Genomic DNA, 17,214 nt, shown 5'->3' with positions numbered 1-17,214 from the left:
GCGGCGATGGTCAGCTCAGCGGTGCCCGGCGTGGTGTCCGCCTCGGTGGCCGGCGCGGCCAACCCCGGCGTGACGGCCGACTTCAGCCAGGACAACGGCTGGGTCTGGCTGATCAAGGCCGTGGTGATCCTCGTCTTCCTGCTCCTCACGGTGCTGATGGCGATCTGGTTCGAGCGCAAGGTCGTCGCCCGCATGCAGATGCGCCCCGGCCCCAACGTGCACGGGCCGTTCGGGCTGCTGCAGTCCCTCGCCGACGCGATGAAGCTCCTGCTCAAGGAGGACATCACCGTCAAGGCGGCGGACAAGTTCCTCTACATGCTCGCGCCGATGATCTCGGTGTTCTGCGCGCTTCTCACCTTCGCGGTGATCCCGTTCGGGCCGTCGGTGAGCATCTTCGGGATCGTCACACCGCTGCAGCTCACGGACGTGCCGGTCGCGGTGCTCTACATCCTCGCCACCGCGTCGGTGGGCGTGTACGGGATCGTGCTCGGTGGCTGGTCCTCCGGCTCGACCTACCCGCTCCTCGGTGCGGTCCGCTCGACCGCGCAGGTGATCTCGTACGAGCTCGCGATGGGGCTGTCGCTGGTCAGCGTGTTCATCCTCGCCGGCTCGATGTCCACGTCGCAGATCGTCGCCACGCAGCAACAGCTGTGGTGGTTCCTGCCGCTGTTCCCGGCGTTCATCATCTACGTCATCTCCATGATCGGTGAGACCAACCGGCTCCCGTTCGACCTCCCGGAGGCCGAGGGTGAGCTCGTCTCGGGCTTCATGACCGAGTACTCCTCGATGAAGTTCGCCTGGTTCTTCCTCGCCGAGTACATCAACATGGTCAACGTCTCGGCGGTCGTCACGACGCTGTTCTTCGGCGGCTGGCGCGCCCCGTGGCCGATCTCGGCCATCAACGACGGGATGTTCAACACCGGCTGGTGGCCGGTGCTGTGGTTCCTCGCGAAGATGTGGCTCTTCCTGTTCCTGTTCGTCTGGGTGCGCGGCACGCTGCTGCGCCTGCGCTACGACCAGTTCATGTCGTTCGGCTGGAAGGTCCTCATCCCCGCCTCGCTCGGCTGGGTCGTGTGCGTCGCGGTCGTCCAGGGCGTGCGCCAGTTCACCGAGGTCGACCTGCGAACGGTGCTGATCGCCCTCGCGGTCGCGGTGCTCGTGGTGGTGGGGATCTCGTTCCTCGTGCCCGAGCGCAAGCCGGAGCCCGGGGCGGCCGGGAAGAAGGCCATCCCACCCGGCGAGTTCGACCCGTTCGCCGGCGGGTACCCGGTGCCCCCGATGCCGGGTCAGCAGCTTCCCCCGTCGCCGCGCCGTGCGCGCGTGGCGGCCGCCGCGCCCGCGGGTGCGGCCCGACAGGTGACCGATTCACAGACGGAGGTAGAGCGTGGCTGACGACGCCCGCGACCCGAAGGAGCCCACGGGCGACGCGGAGGTCGCGCAGACGCATCCCGGCGGCGATCTCGATCGGCCGGTGGAGGCCGCCGGCTTCGAATCGCTGATCGAGGCGAAGACCGGGCTCGGCGAGATGCTCGCGCCGGTCGCCGGCTTCGGGGTCACGTTCTCCGCGATGTTCCGCCCGACGATCACCGAGCAGTACCCGTTCGAGCGCGTGCCCACCAAGCCGCGCTTCCACGGCCGTCACCAGCTCAACCGGTACGCCGACGGGCTCGAGAAGTGCATCGGCTGCGAGCTGTGCGCGTGGGCCTGCCCCGCGGACGCGATCTACGTCGAGGGCGCGAGCAACTCGCCCGAGGCGCAGTTCTCGCCCGGTGAGCGGTACGGCCGCGTCTACCAGATCAACTACCTGCGCTGCATCTTCTGCGGCCTGTGCATCGAGGCCTGCCCGACGCGCGCGCTGACCATGACCAACGAGTTCGAGCTCGCCGGCCCGACGCGTGAGGGACTGATCTGGGAGAAGCAGGACCTGCTCGCCCCGATGCCGGTCGGTGCGCTCGCCGCGCCGCACCCGATGGCGCCCGGCGCGACCGACACCGACTACTACCGCGGCGAGGTCACCGGCACGGCCGAGGAGCAGATCGACTGGGTGCGCGAGTTCCGCCCCGACGATCCGACCCTCCCCGGCGCCGCGACGGCGACCACCGCACCGGCCGAGCAGGGGCGCACCCGATGACCTTCACCTCCACCGCCGCGACGACCCTTGCGGGGGTGGCCACGGCGCTGACCGACGGCGGCAAGACGAGCTCGGGGGAGGCAGCCCTGTTCTGGGTGCTCGCGCCGCTCATGGTGCTCGCTGCGCTCGGGCTCGTGTTCGCCCGCAAGGCCGTCTATGCCGCCATGAGCGTCGTGTTCGTGATGATCTCGATCGCGTTCCTGTATATCGCGCAGGACGCGCCGTTCCTCGGCGTCGTCCAGGTCGTGGTCTACACCGGCGCGATCATGATGCTGTTCCTGTTCGTCCTCATGCTCGTGGGGGTCGACTCGTCCGACTCGCTCGCCGAGACGCTCAAAGGTCAGCGCTGGATCGGGATCATCTTCGGTCTCGGGCTCGCCGGGCTCCTCGTGACCGTCGTGGTCTCGTCGACCTTCCCGGTGGCGGTGGGGCTGGACGAGGCGAACGGCGACTCGAACCCGGTCGGCGTCGCCCGACTCATCTTCGGCGACTACATCTTCGCCTTCGAGGTCGTCGGCGTGCTGCTCGTGACGGCGGCCCTCGGGGCGCTCGTGCTCACGCACCGGCAACGACTGACGCGGCACATCGGCCAGAAGGAGCGGTCGGACGCGCGCCTCGCGAGCGGTCACACGCTCACGCCGCTGCCCGCGCCGGGCGTGTTCTCCCGGTCCAACGCCATGGACGTGCCGGCGCTCGACCCGACCGGCGCGCCCCTCGAGGACTCGGTCTCGCGCGTGCTGCGGATCCGAGGTCAGGAACGCGAGTTCGGCGTCGTGGCGGCCGAGATCGAGGCACCCACCCGGACCGCCAGCGACCCGGAGGTCCAGCGATGAGCCTGACCAACTACCTCGTGCTCGCGTCCTTGTTGTTCGCGATCGGCGCGTCGACGGTGCTCCTGCGCCGCAACGCGATCGTGGTCTTCATGGGTGTCGAGCTGATGCTGAACGCGACGAACCTCCTGCTCGTCACGTTCGCTCGCATGCACGGTGACCTCTCCGGACAAGTCATCGCCTTCTTCGTCATGGTCGTCGCGGCGGCCGAGGTCGTCATCGGCCTCGCGATCATCGTCCAGATCTTCCGAACGCGTCGCTCGGCCTCGGTCGACGACGTCAACCTGCTCAAGAGCTGAGGCGCCGCACGTGACCTCCTCGATCGCGACCCATCTCCCGGCCGCGGTGGCCTTCTCCACGGCCTCCGTACCGGCGGAGGGTCTCCTCTCCCTCGCCTGGCTCCTCGTAGCCCTCCCGCTCGCGGGCGCCGCCACGCTGCTGCTCGTCGGCCGACGGGCGGACGCCTGGGGCCACTGGCTCGGCGTGCTCGCCTCGGCGGCCAGCTTTCTGGTCGGCTTCGCGATGTTCATCGCGTTGCTGGGCCGTCCCGCGGACGACCGCATCGTCAACCTGCACCTGTTCGACTGGATCCCCGCGGGCAACCTGAACGTGGAGGCGGGCCTGCAGATCGACCCGCTCTCGCTCACGTTCGTCCTGCTGGTGACGTTCGTCGGCACGCTCATCCACATCTACTCCGTGGCGTACATGGAGCACGACGTCGACCGACGGCGGTTCTTCGCGTACCTGAACCTGTTCGTCGCGGCGATGCTGGTGCTCGTGCTCGCCGACAGCTACCTGCTGCTGTTCGTCGGCTGGGAGGGCGTGGGCCTGGTCTCGTACCTGCTCATCGGCTTCTGGTTCCAGAGCACGGCGAACGCGGTCGCGGCGAAGAAGGCGTTCATTGCCAACCGCATCGGCGACCTCGGCCTGCTCATCGCGCTGATGCTCATGTTCGCGACCTACGGCGCGGTCGACTTCACGACCGTGCTCGGCGGGGTCGATGGCGTCAGCCAGGGCACGCTCACGGCGATCGGCCTCATGCTCCTGCTCGCCGCGTGCGGCAAGTCGGCGCAGTTCCCGTTGCAGTCGTGGCTCGGGGACGCGATGGCCGGCCCGACGCCGGTCTCGGCCCTCATCCACGCCGCGACGATGGTGACCGCCGGGGTGTACCTGATCGTGCGGTCCGGCCCCATCTTCGACGGCGCGCCGGACGCTCAGCTCGTCGTCGTCATCGTCGGGGCGATCACGCTGATCTTCGGGGCGATCATCGGTTGCGCGAAGGACGACATCAAGAAGGCCCTCGCGGCCTCGACGATGTCCCAGATCGGCTACATGATCCTGGCCGCCGGGCTCGGCCCGATCGGGTACGCGCTGGCGATCTTCCACCTCGTGACCCACGGCTTCTTCAAGGCCGGGCTGTTCCTCGGGGCCGGGTCCGTCATGCACGGCATGGGCGACCAGGTGAACATGCGGCAGTTCGGCGCGCTGCGCACCTACATGAAGGCGACGTACATCACCTTCGCGTTCGGGTGGCTCGCGATCCTCGGGGTCCCGCCGTTCTCCGGCTTCTGGAGCAAGGACAAGATCATCGAGGCCGCGTTCGTCGGCGAGGGCTGGCGGCCCTGGGTCTTCGGCACCGTCGCGCTGCTCGGCGCGGGCCTGACGGCGTTCTACATGTCTCGGGTGTTCTTCATGACCTTCTTCGGCGCCAAGCGCTGGAACGACGGCCACAAGACGAGGCCCGGGACGGCCCTGTCCAAGCAGCCGGTCCAGCACCCGCACGAGTCGCCGCGCCTGATGGTCTGGCCCATGATCGTGCTCGCGATCGGCTCGGCCGCCCTCGGTGGGCTGCTCAGCATCGGCAACGTCTTCCAGACCTGGCTCGAGCCGGTGACAGGTCACGTCGAGGAGCACGAGCCGGTCCTCGCGGTCTGGCTGATCATGACGCTCACGCTCGCGCTCGTCGCGGCCGGCCTGTGGCTCGCGTACGTGCAGTACGCCAAGGCGCCCGTGCCGGTGGTCGTGCCGGTCGGCTCGGTGCTCACCCGCGCCGCGCGCAAGGACCTCTACCAGGACGACGTCAACGACGCGCTCCTGGTCGAGCCCGGCAAGTACCTGACCCGCTCGCTCGTGTACGGCGACCGTCAGGTCGTCGACGGCGCGGTCGGCGGCCTCGGTCACATCATGGTCCGGCTCGGTGAGGTCGTCAGACGCTCGCAGACCGGCTACGTCCGCTCCTACGCAGCCATGATGACGGTCGGCCTGGTCGCCCTCGTCGCCGTCGTCCTGGCCACTCGGATCTGAGGGATATTCACATGCTGTCCGCTGGATTTCCCTGGCTCACCACGCTGATCGTGCTGCCGCTCGTCGGCGCCGCGATCGTGTGGGCCCTGCCCACCTCCGCCCGCGCCTGGTCGCGGCACATCGCCCTGGGCGTCTCGCTCGTCGTGCTGGTGCTCGCTGCCCTCGTCGCGCTCTCGTTCGACACCGCCGCCGCCGGCACGCACCAGTTCGCCGAGCTGCACGACTGGATCCCCGCGATCGGGACGAGCTACGCCGTCGGGCTCGACGGCGTCGGCCTGCTCCTGGTGCTGCTCTCGGTCGTGCTGACCCCGCTCGTGCTGCTCGCGGCGTGGAAGGAGCACGGCGGCGGCGGACCCGAGGCCGAGGACCGCAGCCGGCACTACGTCGCGCTGATCCTCGTGCTCGAGGCCTTCATGGTCGCGATCTTCGCTGCGCGGGACGTGTTCTTCTTCTACGTCCTGTTCGAGGCGATGCTCGTCCCGGTGTACTTCCTCATCGGGTCCTTCGGCGGCCTGCAGCGCCGCTACGCCGCGGTGAAGTTCCTCATCTACTCGCTCGCCGGCGGCCTCGTGATGCTCGTGGCGGTCATCGCGCTGTACCTGAACGGCCCGGGCGGACCGCAGGGCTTCCTCACCGAGAACCTGGTCGGGATCGACCTGCCGGTGACCACCGAGCGGCTCATGTTCGCCGCGTTCTTCTTCGCCTTCGCGATCAAGGCGCCGATGTGGCCCGTGCACACGTGGCTGCCCGACGTCGCCGAGACCGCCCCGGCGGGCACCTCGACGCTGCTCGTCGGCGTGCTCGACAAGGTCGGCACCTTCGGGATGCTGACCCTGTGCCTGCCGCTGTTCCCGGACGCGTCCCGCTGGGCCGCGCCGGTGATCATCGTGCTCGCGCTGATCTCGATCCTGTACGGCGCGCTGCTGGCCATCGGCCAGAAGGACCTGATGCGCCTGATCGCCTACACGTCGGTCTCGCACTTCGGGTTCATCGTGCTGGGGATCTTCGCATTCACCTCGGTGAGCGTGCAGGGTTCGTCGTTCTACATGTTCAACCACGGCCTGTCGACCGGCGCGCTGTTCCTCATCGCCGGGTTCCTGGTCGCACGACGCGGCAGCCAGCAGATCGCCGACTTCGGTGGCCTGCAGAAGGTCGTCCCCGTGCTGGCCGGCGTCTTCCTGGTCGCGGGCCTGTCGGCCCTGTCGCTGCCGGGGCTGTCGACGTTCGTGAGCGAGTTCCTCGTGCTGATCGGCACGTACTCACGCAACGGCCCGGCCGCGATCGTCGCGGTCACCGGCGTGGTGCTCGCAGCGCTGTACGTGCTGCTCACCTACCAGCGGATCTTCACCGGACCGGTGCAGGACGAGCTCACCACGATGCCCGACCTGTCGGGCCGGGAGACGTGGGTCGTCGCGCCGCTCATCGCGCTCATGCTCGTGCTCGGGTTCTACCCGGCACCGGCGATCGACCTCGTGCGCGAGCCCGCCACGATCACGCTCGAGCAGGTCGGCATCGAAGACGTACCGAACGCCGTGACCGAGGCCCAGGTCTCCCTGGGCGCACGGACCGCCAGCACCGAAGAGGGGAGCACGACGTGACCGGGGGCTTCACCGCGCCGCAGATCGACTGGGCGCAGCTCGCACCGATCATCATCGTGCTGGGTGCCGGAGTGGTCGGGGTGCTCGTCGAGGCGTTCGTGCCTCGAGGGGTCCGCCGCAACGTCCAGCTCGCGCTGACCCTGCTGGCGAGCGCAGGTGCGCTGATCGCGGTCGCCGCGCTGTGGTCCGGCGTCCGTGAGACCGGCGGCACGTCCGTCGTGGGCGGATCGATCCTCCTGGACGGCCCGGCGCTGGTCATCCAGGGCGTCGTGGCCGCTCTGACGCTGATCGCGCTGCTGGTCGTGGCCGACCGCACCGAGACCGGGGAGAGCGCGTTCGCCCCGGCGGCGGCGGCTGTTCCCGGCTCGGACTACGAACAGCTCGCGCGGCGCGCGGGTCTCGAGCAGACCGAGGTCTTCCCGCTGATCATGTTCGCCGCCGGCGGGATGATGATCTTCCCCGCGGCCGGGGACCTGCTGACGATGTTCGTCGCGCTCGAGGTCCTCTCGCTGCCGCTGTACCTGCTGTCGGGACTGGCGCGTCGTCGTCGGCTCCTGTCGCAGGAAGCGGCGATGAAGTACTTCCTGCTCGGGGCGTTCGCGTCGGCGTTCTTCCTGTTCGGCGTGGGGCTGCTCTACGGCTTCGCCGGCTCGGTCCGCCTCGACGCGATCGCGGAGGCGACCACCACGGTGGTCGGTCTCGACCCGCTGATGCTCGCCGGCGTGGCCATGCTGCTCGTCGGCCTGCTGTTCAAGATCGGTGCCGTGCCGTTCCACTCGTGGACCCCGGACGTGTACCAGGGCGCGCCCACGCCGATCACGGGCTTCATGGCCGCCTGCACCAAGGCCGCTGCGTTCGGCGCGCTGCTGCGCGTCGTGTACGTCGTGGTGCCGTCCATCGTGTGGGACCTGCGCCCGGCGCTGTGGGCCGTCGTCATCCTCACGATGGCGGTCGGCACGCTCGTCGCGCTCGTGCAGACCGACGTCAAGCGGATCCTCGCCTACTCGGCGATCGCGCACACCGGCTTCATCCTCACCGGCGTGGTCGCCCTCACCTCCAGCGGCATCACGTCGGTGCTCTTCTACGTGCTGGCGTACGGCGCCGCGTCGATCGGCATCTTCGCGATCGTCACGCTGGTACGCGAGGTCGGGCCCGACGGCGTCGTGCTCGGGGAGGCGACGCACCTGTCCCAGTGGACCGGGCTCGGCCGGTCGAACCCGTGGCTCGCGGTCACGTTCTCGCTGTTCCTGCTCTCGTTCGCGGGGATCCCGCTGACCGCGGGCTTCATCGCCAAGTTCACCGCGTTCTCGGCCGCTGTCGAGGGCGGCGCGACACCGCTGGCGATCGCCGGCGCGGTGGCCTCGGCCATCGCGGTGTTCTTCTACGTGCGGATCATCGTGCTGATGTTCTTCACGGACGCACCGCGCGCAGGCGACCGCACCGGCGCCGAGGTGACGGTGGTGAAGTCCGAGGGACTGACCACTGTCGCGATCGCGCTGACGGCGCTGCTGACCGTCCTGCTCGGCGTCTTCCCGTCACCGGTGCTCGACCTGATGGCGCAGGCAGCTAAATTCATCCCGTGACCTCGACGACCTCGCTCCCGTTGGCCGACCCCGCTCTGGCCGAGCTGATCACCGGCCGGCTGGCGCTGGTCGAGGAGCGCCTGCGCGATGCCGTCGCGCAGGCCGATGCGCTGGCCGACACCGCCTCGCGTCACCTGGTCAATGCCGGTGGCAAGCGGCTGCGCCCGATGCTGACCCTGATCGCGGCCCAGCTCGGCGACGGGCAGCGGCCCGAGGTCGTCGATGCGGCGGTCGTGGTCGAGCTGACCCACCTGGCGACGCTGTACCACGACGACGTCATGGACTCCGCGCCGTTGCGCCGCGGTGCGCCGGCGGCGCACGAGGTGTGGGGCAACTCGGTCGCGATCCTCACCGGCGACCTGCTCTTCGCGCGGGCCTCCGCCACGGTCGCCGGCCTCGGCCCCGAGGCCGTCCGCATCCAGGCCTCCGCCTTCGAGCGGCTGTGCCTCGGGCAGCTGCACGAGACGGTCGGCCCACAGGGCGGCGAGGACGCCATCGCGCACTACCTGCGTGTCCTGGCGGACAAGACCGGCTCGCTGATCGCCACGTCGGCCCGGTTCGGGGCGATGTTCGCGGGCTGCCCGCCGCACGTGGTCCGGCTGCTCACCGAGTACGGCGAGAAGGTGGGCGTCGCGTTCCAGCTGGCCGACGACGTGATCGACCTGTCCGCGAGCGGCGCCGACACCGGCAAGACGCCGGGCACGGACCTGCGCGAGCGGGTCGCGACGATGCCGGTCCTGCTGCTGCGCGCGCGGGCCGCCCGGCCGGACGCCCTCGAGTCGGACCGCGAGCTGGTCGCGCTGCTCGACTCGGACCTCTCCGCCGACGTCGACCTGGACCGGGCGGTGCTGGGCCTGCGCGGTCACGACGTGGTCGCCGAGACCCGAGCGCTGGCCGTGCAGTGGGCGCACGAGGCCGTCGCCGAGCTCGCGCCGTTGCCCGCCGGGGTGGTCAAGGACGCGCTCCTGTCGTTCACGGACGCCCTGGTCGACCGCGCGTCCTGATCTGGCCGTCAGGCCGAGTCGCGCCACACGATCGGCGTCTCGAGCAGGATGCCGCCGAGCTCGGGCGACTCGCCGCGCAGCTGGCCGAGCACCGACTCCGCGGCGGCCTCGCCCAGGCCGGCCGCCGGCTGGTGCACGGTGGACAACCGGGGCTGGCTCTGCACGGCCCACGCGCTGTCGTCGAAGCCGACGATGCCGACGTCGTCGGGCACCCGGCGCCCCGCCTCGCGCAGGGCCTCCAGGGCGCCGGCCGCCACGGCGTCGGAGGCGGCGAACACGCCGTCGATCGCCGGCTCGCGCTCGAGCAGCTCGCGCATCCCGGTCGCGCCGGCCGCGTACGCGTAGAGCGGCACGCTCACCACGAGGGCCGGGTCGAACGCGGGCCCCAGCGCGTCGGTGAAACCGGCGAGCCGGTCCGCGCCTGAGTCGCGGTCGAGCGCCGCGGCGATCATGCCGACCCGTCGGCGCCCGGTTGACAGGAGGCGTTCGGTGATGGCCCGTGCCGAGCTGCGGTTGTCGATCCCGACGAACGGCAGTCGGCCGAGGTCGCGGGGGTGGCCGACGAAGGCGGCCGGCAGGGCGAGCTTCTCCACGATCCGCGTGAGCGGGTCGTGCTCGCGTGCGGAGACGATGATGGCGCCGTCGACGAACCCCCCGCTGAGGTAGCGCGCGACCCGGTCGTAGTCGCGTGCGGAGTCGATGATGAGGCAGACCATCTGGTAGTCCGCGCGGGACAGCGCGGTGTTGGCGCCGAGCAGGATGCCGCCGATGTTGGGGTCCTCGAGGAACAGCGAGTGGGGCTCGTGCACGAGGAAGCCGACCGCCTGCGAGCGCTGCATCACGAGGCTGCGGGCGGCGCTGTTGGGCACGTAGCCGACCCGTTCGATGGCGGCCTCGATGGCGACGCGCGCGGCGGCGGAGACGTAGGGCTCACCGTTGATCACCCGGCTGACCGTCCCGCGCGAGACTCCGGCCTCGACGGCGACGTCGAGGATGGTGGCGCGCTTGCGGCGGGCCGGGGCGGTGGACACGGGCCGACTGTATCGCCGACTGGTTCACCCACGGCTCTTGACACCTCGAGGTCGCCGTCCTTAGTGTGTGCACGTTCACAGAAACTCGACGGCGAGTTCTTGCTCCCGATCCTGTGCACGTTCACAGAAACGATGGGGAGCGCATGACACCGCGAGCGGCAGTCCAGCAGGGGTCGACCGGAGCGACCCCGTTCGTCCACGAGGGCATCGCGTTCGGCTGCGACTACAACCCCGAGCAGTGGGACAGCGAGGTCTGGCAGGAGGACGTCCTGCTCATGCGCGAGGCGGGCGTCGACCTCGTGGCCATCAACATCTTCGGGTGGTCGCACCTCGAGCCGCGTCCGGGCGAGTACGACTTCACCACGCTCGACACGGTCATGGACCTGCTGCACGAGAACGGGATCCGGGTGAACCTCGGCACCGGGACGTCGTCGCCGCCGCCGTGGCTGACCACCGCGCACCCCGAGATCCTGCCCATGGCGCAGGACGGCACGACCCGCTACCCCGGCGGCCGGCAGGCGTGGTGCCCGAGCTCGCCCGTGTTCCGTGCGCGCGCGCTGGGCTTCGTCGAGAAGGTGGCCGAGCGCTACGGGCAGCACCCCGCCGTCGCCGTCTGGCACGTGTCCAACGAGCTCGGCTGCCACAACGCGCTGTGCTACGACGAGGACACCGCGGCGGCGTTCCGCCGCTGGCTGCGGGCCCGCTACGGCACCATCGCCGCGCTGAACACGGCGTGGGGCACCTCGTTCTGGAGCCAGGTGTACGGGCAGTGGGACGAGATCGGCACCCCCCGGCTCACCCTCTCGAGCTGCAACCCCAGCCAGGTCGTCGACTTCCACCGGTTCAGCTCCGACGAGCTGCTCGACTACTACCGGCGTGAGGTCGAGGTGCTGCGCCGGTACTCGGTGGCCCCGGTCACGACCAACTTCATGGTGACCGCCCACATCCGCAACCTCGACTACTGGACCTGGGCGCCCGAGGTCGACGTCGTCGCCAACGACCACTACCTCGACCACCGGCTCGCCGACCCCACCACGGAGCTCTCGTTCGCGGCCGACCTGACCCGTGCGCTGGCCGGCGGGAAGGCCTGGCTGCTCATGGAGCAGTCGACCGGTGCGGTGAACTGGCAGCCGCACAACCTGGCCAAGGCGCCCGGGCAGATGACGCGCAACTCCCTCGCCCACGTCGCGCGCGGCGCCGAGGCGGTCTGCTTCTTCCAGTGGCGCGCCTCGCAGCAGGGCTCGGAGAAGTTCCACTCTGCGCTCGTGCCGCACGCGGGTACCGACTCCGCGCTGTGGCGCGAGGTGGTCGACCTGGGGGCGACCCTCGACCGCCTCGACGAGGTTGTCGGCACCCGGGTGGTGGCCGACGTCGCCCTGATGTTCAGCTGGGAGTCCTGGTGGGCGGGCGACGGCGAGTCCCGCCCGACGCACGCGGTCCGGTACCTGGACCAGGTGCACGCGGCCTACGCCGCGCTGCACCAGCTCGGCATCACCGTCGACATCGTGCCGCCGGACGCCGACCTGAGCGGCTACAAGCTGGTCGTCGTGCCGAGCCTGTACATGGTGACGGACCGGCAGGCGGCGAACCTGACCGGCTACGTCGCCGCGGGCGGGCACGCACTGGTGACGTTCTTCAGCGGCATCGTCGACGAGGACGACCGGGTGCGCCTGGGCGGGTACCCCGGGGCGTTCCGCGACCTGCTCGGGATCAGCGTCGAGGAGTTCTCACCCCTGCTGCCGGGGCAGACGGTCACGCTCGACTCGGGCGCGACGTCGAGCCTGTGGACCGAGCGGCTGCGGAGCACCGGCGCCCAGGTGATCGCCCGGTACACCGACGGCCCGCTGCCCGGCACACCGGCCATCACCCGGGCCGTGCACGGTGACGGCGCCGCGTGGTACCTCGCGACCGCGCTCGAGGCCGGCGCCCTGCGGGACGTGATGCGCACCGCCGCCCACGGTGCCGGCGTCGTGGCGCTCGGCCCGGAGAGCGACGGCACCGTCGAGGTCGTGCGCCGGGCGAGCGCGGATCGCAGCTACCTGTTCGTGATCAACCACGCGGGGCAGGACATCTCGGTCGCGGCCTCGGGCCACGAGCTCATCAGTGGAGCCACCGTCGACTCCACGCTGTGCGTACCCGCCGGGGCCGTGCGCGTCGTCAGAGAGGACACCGCATCATGAGTGCACCCGCGATCGTCTCTACCGCCCCCGTCGCTCGGGCCGGGGCGGCGGCGAAGAAGACCGGCGTGAAGCATCGCCGGGCGATCCTCACCTTCGTGCTGCCGTTCGGCACCCTGTTCGCGCTGTTCTACCTGGTGCCGATCGGCTACGCGATCCAGCGGTCGCTGCTCGTCATCGAGCGTGACGGCACGTTCGGCCAGGCCCGCGAGGTGTTCGGTGGCCTGTCGCAGTACGTCCTGGTGTTCCAGAACGGACCGTTCTGGCGGTCGATCGCCCGGGTGCTGACGTTCGGCGCCGTGCAGGTGCCGGTCATGCTCGGGCTCGCCCTGCTGTTCGCCCTGCTGCTCGACTCGCCGCTGCTGCGGGGCAAGAAGTTCTTCCGGCTGGCGTTCTTCGTGCCCTACGCGGTGCCCGGCGTGATCGCGGCGATCATGTGGGGATTCCTGTACTCCCCGAAGCTGTCGCCCTTCAGCGCCGTCACCGAGAACGTCGACTTCATGTCGGCCGACCTCGTGCTCTGGTCGATCGCCAACGTCGTGACCTGGGTCTACGTCGGCTACAACATGCTGATCATCTACTCGTCGCTGCTGGCGATCCCGACCGAGCTGTACGAGGCGGCGCGGCTCGACGGCGCCGGGCAGGTGCGGATCGCCTGGTCGATCAAGATCCCGCTGATCATGCCGGCGATCGTCCTGACGGCGATCTTCTCGATCATCGGCACCCTGCAGCTGCTCGCGGAACCGCAGGTGTTCCGCAGCTTCAGCTCCGCGGTGACCAGCACGTTCACCCCCAACCTGACGGTCTACTCGACGTCGTCCATCCCCAACTTCAATCTGGCCGCCGCATTCTCGGTCGTGCTCGCCCTGGCGACCTTCGTGCTCTCGTTCACGTTCCTGAAGTTCACGGCACGGAAGGAAGCGAAATGAGCACCGCGCTGGAGAGCCCGGCCCCGGCCCGGTCGAGGAAGGCGCGTCGCAGCGCCGGCAACACGGCGCCCACCGCGCCGACCGGTCCGCGCGAGAACCCGTTCGCCCGCTCGGGCGCCATGCTCGTGATGGGCGTGTTCACGCTGTACTTCCTCGTGCCGATCTGGTGGTTGCTGGTCGCCGCGTCGAAGTCGAGCAGCCAGTTCACCAGCACCAACCCGCTGTGGTTCGCCGACATGTCGATCGTCCAGAACATCGGCGACCTGGTCGCGTACCGCGACGGCGTGTACTTCCGGTGGCTGCTGAACTCGGTGTTCTATGCCGGCGCGGGGGCCCTGCTCGCGACGGTCATCGCCGGGATGTGTGGCTACGCGCTGGCGAAGTACCGCTTCCCGGGCCGCGAGGTGATCTTCAACGTCGTGCTCGGCGGGGTGCTCGTACCCGCGACCGCGCTCGCGCTGCCGCTGTTCCTGATCTTCAGCCAGGTCAACCTCACCAACACCTACTGGGCCGTCTTCCTGCCCAGCCTGGTGAGCCCGTTCGGGGTCTACCTCGCGCGCATCTATGCGGCGGCCAGCGTGCCGGACGAGCTGATCGAGGCCGCGCGGCTCGACGGCGCGGGGGAGGTGCGCACGTTCTTCACGGTCGCGGTCCGCCTGATGTTCCCGGCCCTGGTGACGGTGTTCCTCTTCCAGTTCGTGGCGATCTGGAACAACTTCTTCCTGCCGCTGATCATGCTGCGCGACGAGGCATTGTTCCCCGTCACCCTCGGCCTCTACTCCTGGAACTCCCAGGTGAACCAGATCCCCGAGCTGCGCGGGTACGTCCTGATCGGCGCGCTGCTGTCGATCATCCCGTTGATCATCACCTTCCTGCTGCTCCAGCGCTTCTGGCGCAACGGCCTCGGAACCGGGTCCGTGAAGTAGCTCCTTGCGTTCACCGCCCGCCCGGTCCGGGCCGGGCGGGACTGTCCCCCACCAAGAGAAAAGACACGCATCATGCGCATGAACAAGCGAGCGGCCACCGTTGCCCTGCTCTCTGTTGCCGCGGTCGGACTGGCCGGCTGCTCGTCGGCCGACTCGTCGCCCGACTCCTCGGGTGACGCCGCGGCCGCCGTCGGCGACTGCGCTCCTTCGACGGGCAAGGTCGACCTCACCTTCACGTCCTGGATCCCGGGGATGGAGGACGTCGTGGCTGTCTGGAACGAGCAGAACCCCGACATCCAGGTCGCCGTCCAGACCGGTCCGAACGGCAACGGTGGCACCTACCAGAACTTCTTCAACCAGCTCAAGGCCGGCAACGCGCCCGACCTCGGCCAGATCGAGTACGACGCGCTGCCGAACTTCCGGGTCCAGGACGGGTTGATGGACCTCGCCGCGTGCGACGGGGTCCTGGACGCGCAGGAGGACTTCGTCGACTGGACCTGGGGGCAGGTCAACTTCGGGGAGGCCGATGCGGTCTACGCGATCCCGCAGGACTCCGGCCCGATGGCGATGTTCTACCGCGCCGACCTGTTCGAGGCGAACAACATCGCGATCCCCACGACGTGGGCCGAGTACGCCACGGCCGCCGAGCAGGTGCGCGCCACGGGTGGGTACATCACGAACTTCTCCCAGAGCGACATCAACCAGTTCGCGGGCCTGGTGTGGCAGGCCGGCGGGACCTGGTTCCAGAACGACGGCACCGACTGGACCGTCGACCTCACGAGCGCGGAGTCGACCAAGGTGGCCGACTACTGGCAGGACCTGGTCGACCGCGACCTCGTCTCGGTCAACCCGCCGTGGACCACCGAGTGGGACAACGCCTACAACACCGGCTCGGACTGGACCTGGAACTCCGCAGCCTGGGGCGCCAACTCGATCATGAGCGGCGCGCCGGACACCGCCGGCAAATGGGCCGTCGCCCCGTCTCCGCAGTGGGAGGCCGGCGACGCGGCGAGCGGCAACTGGGGTGGCTCGTCCACCGCGGTGTTCAAGGGTTCGGAGCACCCGTACGAGGCCGCCCAGTTCGCACTCTGGCTGAACACCTCGGACGAGTCGCTCACGCTGCTCAACAAGTCCGCCAACCTGTACCCGGCCGCGAAGTCGGGCCTGGAGCTGCCCGTCCTGAAGGAGGGCGTCGCGTTCTACGGCGACCAGCCCATCTACGACGTGTTCGCCGAGGCCTCCGGTCAGGTGTCCGCGGACTTCGTCTGGGGACCGACCATGACGCAGACCTACAACGACGTGTCGGACGGCTTCAAGGCCGCAGTGAGCGGCCAGGGAACGCTGTCCGAGGCGCTCGCCACCGGGCAGGACTCGACGATCGCGGCCCTGGAGGCGCAGGCCATCCCCGTCAAGAAGTAGCGGCACCCAGCGTCGAGCCACCACCGCGCGCCGCGGCCGCCCGCCAGTCGGGTGCCTGCGGCGCGCGGTGGTGTCGCCTCAGCCGGCGGCTCGCGCGCGCCGGGCGAGCGCGTTCATGCGACCGTTTCGCACGCCGTCGGCCGTGAGGATCACCAGGGCGAGCCACACGAGCGCGAAGCCCCACCATCGCGCGACGGGCATCTGCTCGCCGAACACGAGCACCCCGAGCAGGAACTGCATCGTCGGGGCGATGTACTGCAGCATGCCGACGACCGACAGCGGCAGCCGGCGCGCGGCCGCGCTGAACATCAGCAGCGGCACGGCGGTCACGATCCCCGAGGACACCAGGGCCACGTCGTGCCAGGTCCCGTGCGTCCCGAAGCTCCCGGCCCCGGTCGCCCCGAGCCAGATCAGGTAGCCGAGCGCGATCGGGGACAGGATCGCCGTCTCCGCCGCCAGGCCGGCGATGGCGGGAACCGTGCGGCCGACCCGGTTCTTGATCAGCCCGTACATGCCGAAGCTGAACGCGAGCGTGAGGGCGATCCAGGGCAGCCGGCCGTAGCCCACCGTGATGATCACCACGGCGCCCGCACCGCAGCCCAGGGCCGCCCACTGCGCCGGTCGCAGCCGTTCGCCGAGCACGAAGACCGCGAGCAGCACGGTGACCAGCGGGTTGATGAAGTATCCGAGCGCGGCGTCGACCACCTGGTCGCTGAGCACGCTGTAGACGTAGACCGTCCAGTTCACGGCGATGAACACCGCCGCCACGGCGAGCAGGGCGAGCGTGCGGGGCGTGGCGAACGCGGACCGGAACGGGCCCCAGCCGCGGGTGACCGTGAGCAGCAGCAGGCAGAATCCCAGCGACCAGATGATCCGGTGGCCGATGATCTCGACCGCCCCGGCGGGCGCCAGCAGGGGGAAGTACAGCGGGAGGACGCCCCACAGCAGGTAGGCGCCCGCGCCGAGGGCCAGGCCCGTGCGGGAGGATCCGGCGGTGGGCAGGGGACGGGTCGCCGGAGTGCTCGGGAGGGTGGTTGCGGGGAGCTCCGGGGTCGTCACCCGGTGAATCTAGCGTCCCACGGGTTGGGTGATCGGGTGAGGTAACCCTCACCCGCCGTATGCTTTTCCCGAGCCGTGGGTTCGACCTTCGGCGCGCGCACCGCCCGTCAGGCACCCGATCTGGAAGGTCCTTCCGTCCCGTGAGTATCCGATCCTTGCGTGTCGCCGTCGTCGGCGCCGGCCCGGCCGGCATCTACGCCGCTGACATCCTCTCCAAGACGGA

14 protein-coding genes are annotated in these 17,214 nt (G+C 69.9%); 12 read left to right on the top strand and 2 right to left on the bottom strand.

The features are described from left to right. Positions 1–6 precede the first annotated feature (6 nt). From nuoH to EUA98_RS16545, 8 genes are all read left to right on the top strand, one after another. Complete coding sequence (gene nuoH / locus EUA98_RS16580) at positions 7–1,392, top strand: NADH-quinone oxidoreductase subunit NuoH (RefSeq protein WP_242511623.1); 1,386 nt, start codon at positions 7–9, stop codon at positions 1,390–1,392. Between the two features lie 133 nt (positions 1,393–1,525). Next, positions 1,526–2,131, top strand: a complete 606-nt coding sequence (gene nuoI, locus EUA98_RS16575; RefSeq protein ID WP_130103819.1) for an NADH-quinone oxidoreductase subunit NuoI — start codon at positions 1,526–1,528, stop codon at positions 2,129–2,131. Continuing rightward, entirely contained in the window at positions 2,128–2,964 is an 837-nt protein-coding gene (locus EUA98_RS16570; RefSeq protein ID WP_130103804.1) for an NADH-quinone oxidoreductase subunit J, read from the top strand. Before nuoI ends, EUA98_RS16570 begins: the two co-directional genes overlap by 4 nt. Further along, complete coding sequence (gene nuoK, locus EUA98_RS16565) at positions 2,961–3,260, top strand: NADH-quinone oxidoreductase subunit NuoK (protein ID WP_130103803.1); 300 nt, start codon at positions 2,961–2,963, stop codon at positions 3,258–3,260. Before EUA98_RS16570 ends, nuoK begins: the two co-directional genes overlap by 4 nt. Before the next feature lie 46 nt (positions 3,261–3,306). Then, positions 3,307–5,265, top strand: coding sequence for an NADH-quinone oxidoreductase subunit L (nuoL, locus tag EUA98_RS16560; protein ID WP_242511621.1), 1,959 nt, complete (start codon positions 3,307–3,309; stop codon positions 5,263–5,265). Between the two features lie 11 nt (positions 5,266–5,276). Then, positions 5,277–6,863 carry an NADH-quinone oxidoreductase subunit M gene (locus EUA98_RS16555; protein WP_130103802.1) on the top strand — a complete coding sequence of 529 codons (1,587 nt, stop codon included), beginning with the start codon at positions 5,277–5,279 and terminating at the stop codon, positions 6,861–6,863. Then, positions 6,860–8,446 (top strand): NADH-quinone oxidoreductase subunit NuoN, encoded by a 1,587-nt coding sequence (gene nuoN / locus EUA98_RS16550; protein WP_130103801.1) that lies wholly within the window; start codon positions 6,860–6,862, stop codon positions 8,444–8,446. Before EUA98_RS16555 ends, nuoN begins: the two co-directional genes overlap by 4 nt. Continuing rightward, positions 8,443–9,450 (top strand): polyprenyl synthetase family protein, encoded by a 1,008-nt coding sequence (locus EUA98_RS16545; protein ID WP_130103800.1) that lies wholly within the window; start codon positions 8,443–8,445, stop codon positions 9,448–9,450. The genes nuoN and EUA98_RS16545 overlap by 4 nt, the downstream gene beginning before the upstream one ends. 8 nt (positions 9,451–9,458) lie before the next feature. Here EUA98_RS16545 and EUA98_RS16540 read toward each other — a convergent pair whose 3' ends face one another. Then, positions 9,459–10,481 (bottom strand): LacI family DNA-binding transcriptional regulator, encoded by a 1,023-nt coding sequence (locus EUA98_RS16540; RefSeq protein WP_130103799.1) that lies wholly within the window; start codon positions 10,479–10,481, stop codon positions 9,459–9,461. A 143-nt stretch (positions 10,482–10,624) separates the two neighbouring features. Between EUA98_RS16540 and EUA98_RS16535 the strand changes: the two genes are divergently transcribed. The 4 genes from EUA98_RS16535 to EUA98_RS16520 all read left to right on the top strand — a co-directional run bounded on the left by EUA98_RS16535 (position 10,625) and on the right by EUA98_RS16520 (position 15,932). Beyond that, complete coding sequence (locus EUA98_RS16535; protein WP_130103798.1) at positions 10,625–12,661, top strand: beta-galactosidase; 2,037 nt, start codon at positions 10,625–10,627, stop codon at positions 12,659–12,661. After that, positions 12,658–13,587: a carbohydrate ABC transporter permease gene (locus EUA98_RS16530; protein ID WP_130103797.1), complete on the top strand. Its 930-nt coding sequence runs from the start codon at positions 12,658–12,660 to the stop codon at positions 13,585–13,587. The genes EUA98_RS16535 and EUA98_RS16530 overlap by 4 nt, the downstream gene beginning before the upstream one ends. Beyond that, the gene (locus EUA98_RS16525; protein ID WP_207219123.1) at positions 13,584–14,513 is read left to right on the top strand and encodes a carbohydrate ABC transporter permease; all 930 of its coding nucleotides are present in this window, start codon (positions 13,584–13,586) and stop codon (positions 14,511–14,513) included. The genes EUA98_RS16530 and EUA98_RS16525 overlap by 4 nt, the downstream gene beginning before the upstream one ends. Before the next feature lie 72 nt (positions 14,514–14,585). Beyond that, a complete protein-coding gene (locus tag EUA98_RS16520) occupies positions 14,586–15,932 on the top strand; it encodes an ABC transporter substrate-binding protein (protein ID WP_130103796.1) in 1,347 nt (448 codons plus the stop codon). Between the two features lie 78 nt (positions 15,933–16,010). Here the strand turns inward: EUA98_RS16520 and rarD are convergent, their stop codons facing one another. Then, entirely contained in the window at positions 16,011–16,991 is a 981-nt protein-coding gene (rarD, locus tag EUA98_RS16515; protein WP_130103795.1) for an EamA family transporter RarD, read from the bottom strand. Between the last annotated feature and the right edge of the window lie 223 nt (positions 16,992–17,214).

Source organism: Pengzhenrongella frigida (genome assembly GCF_004168625.1).
GTDB classification, from domain to species: domain Bacteria; phylum Actinomycetota; class Actinomycetes; order Actinomycetales; family Cellulomonadaceae; genus Pengzhenrongella; species Pengzhenrongella frigida.
The sequence above is the reverse complement of the archived record's forward strand: the minus strand, read 5'-3'. Positions and strand labels throughout refer to the sequence as shown.

Coding starts and splice junctions, on each gene's coding strand:
- EUA98_RS16570 (WP_130103804.1), top strand. CDS start 2,128: ATGACCTTCACCTCCACCGCCGCGACGACCCTTGCGGGGGTGGCCACG.
- nuoI (WP_130103819.1), top strand. CDS start 1,526: ATGCTCGCGCCGGTCGCCGGCTTCGGGGTCACGTTCTCCGCGATGTTC.
- nuoK (WP_130103803.1), top strand. CDS start 2,961: ATGAGCCTGACCAACTACCTCGTGCTCGCGTCCTTGTTGTTCGCGATC.
- EUA98_RS16530 (WP_130103797.1), top strand. CDS start 12,658: ATGAGTGCACCCGCGATCGTCTCTACCGCCCCCGTCGCTCGGGCCGGG.
- EUA98_RS16535 (WP_130103798.1), top strand. CDS start 10,625: ATGACACCGCGAGCGGCAGTCCAGCAGGGGTCGACCGGAGCGACCCCG.
- EUA98_RS16520 (WP_130103796.1), top strand. CDS start 14,586: ATGCGCATGAACAAGCGAGCGGCCACCGTTGCCCTGCTCTCTGTTGCC.
- nuoH (WP_242511623.1), top strand. CDS start 7: ATGGTCAGCTCAGCGGTGCCCGGCGTGGTGTCCGCCTCGGTGGCCGGC.
- EUA98_RS16525 (WP_207219123.1), top strand. CDS start 13,584: ATGAGCACCGCGCTGGAGAGCCCGGCCCCGGCCCGGTCGAGGAAGGCG.
- EUA98_RS16555 (WP_130103802.1), top strand. CDS start 5,277: ATGCTGTCCGCTGGATTTCCCTGGCTCACCACGCTGATCGTGCTGCCG.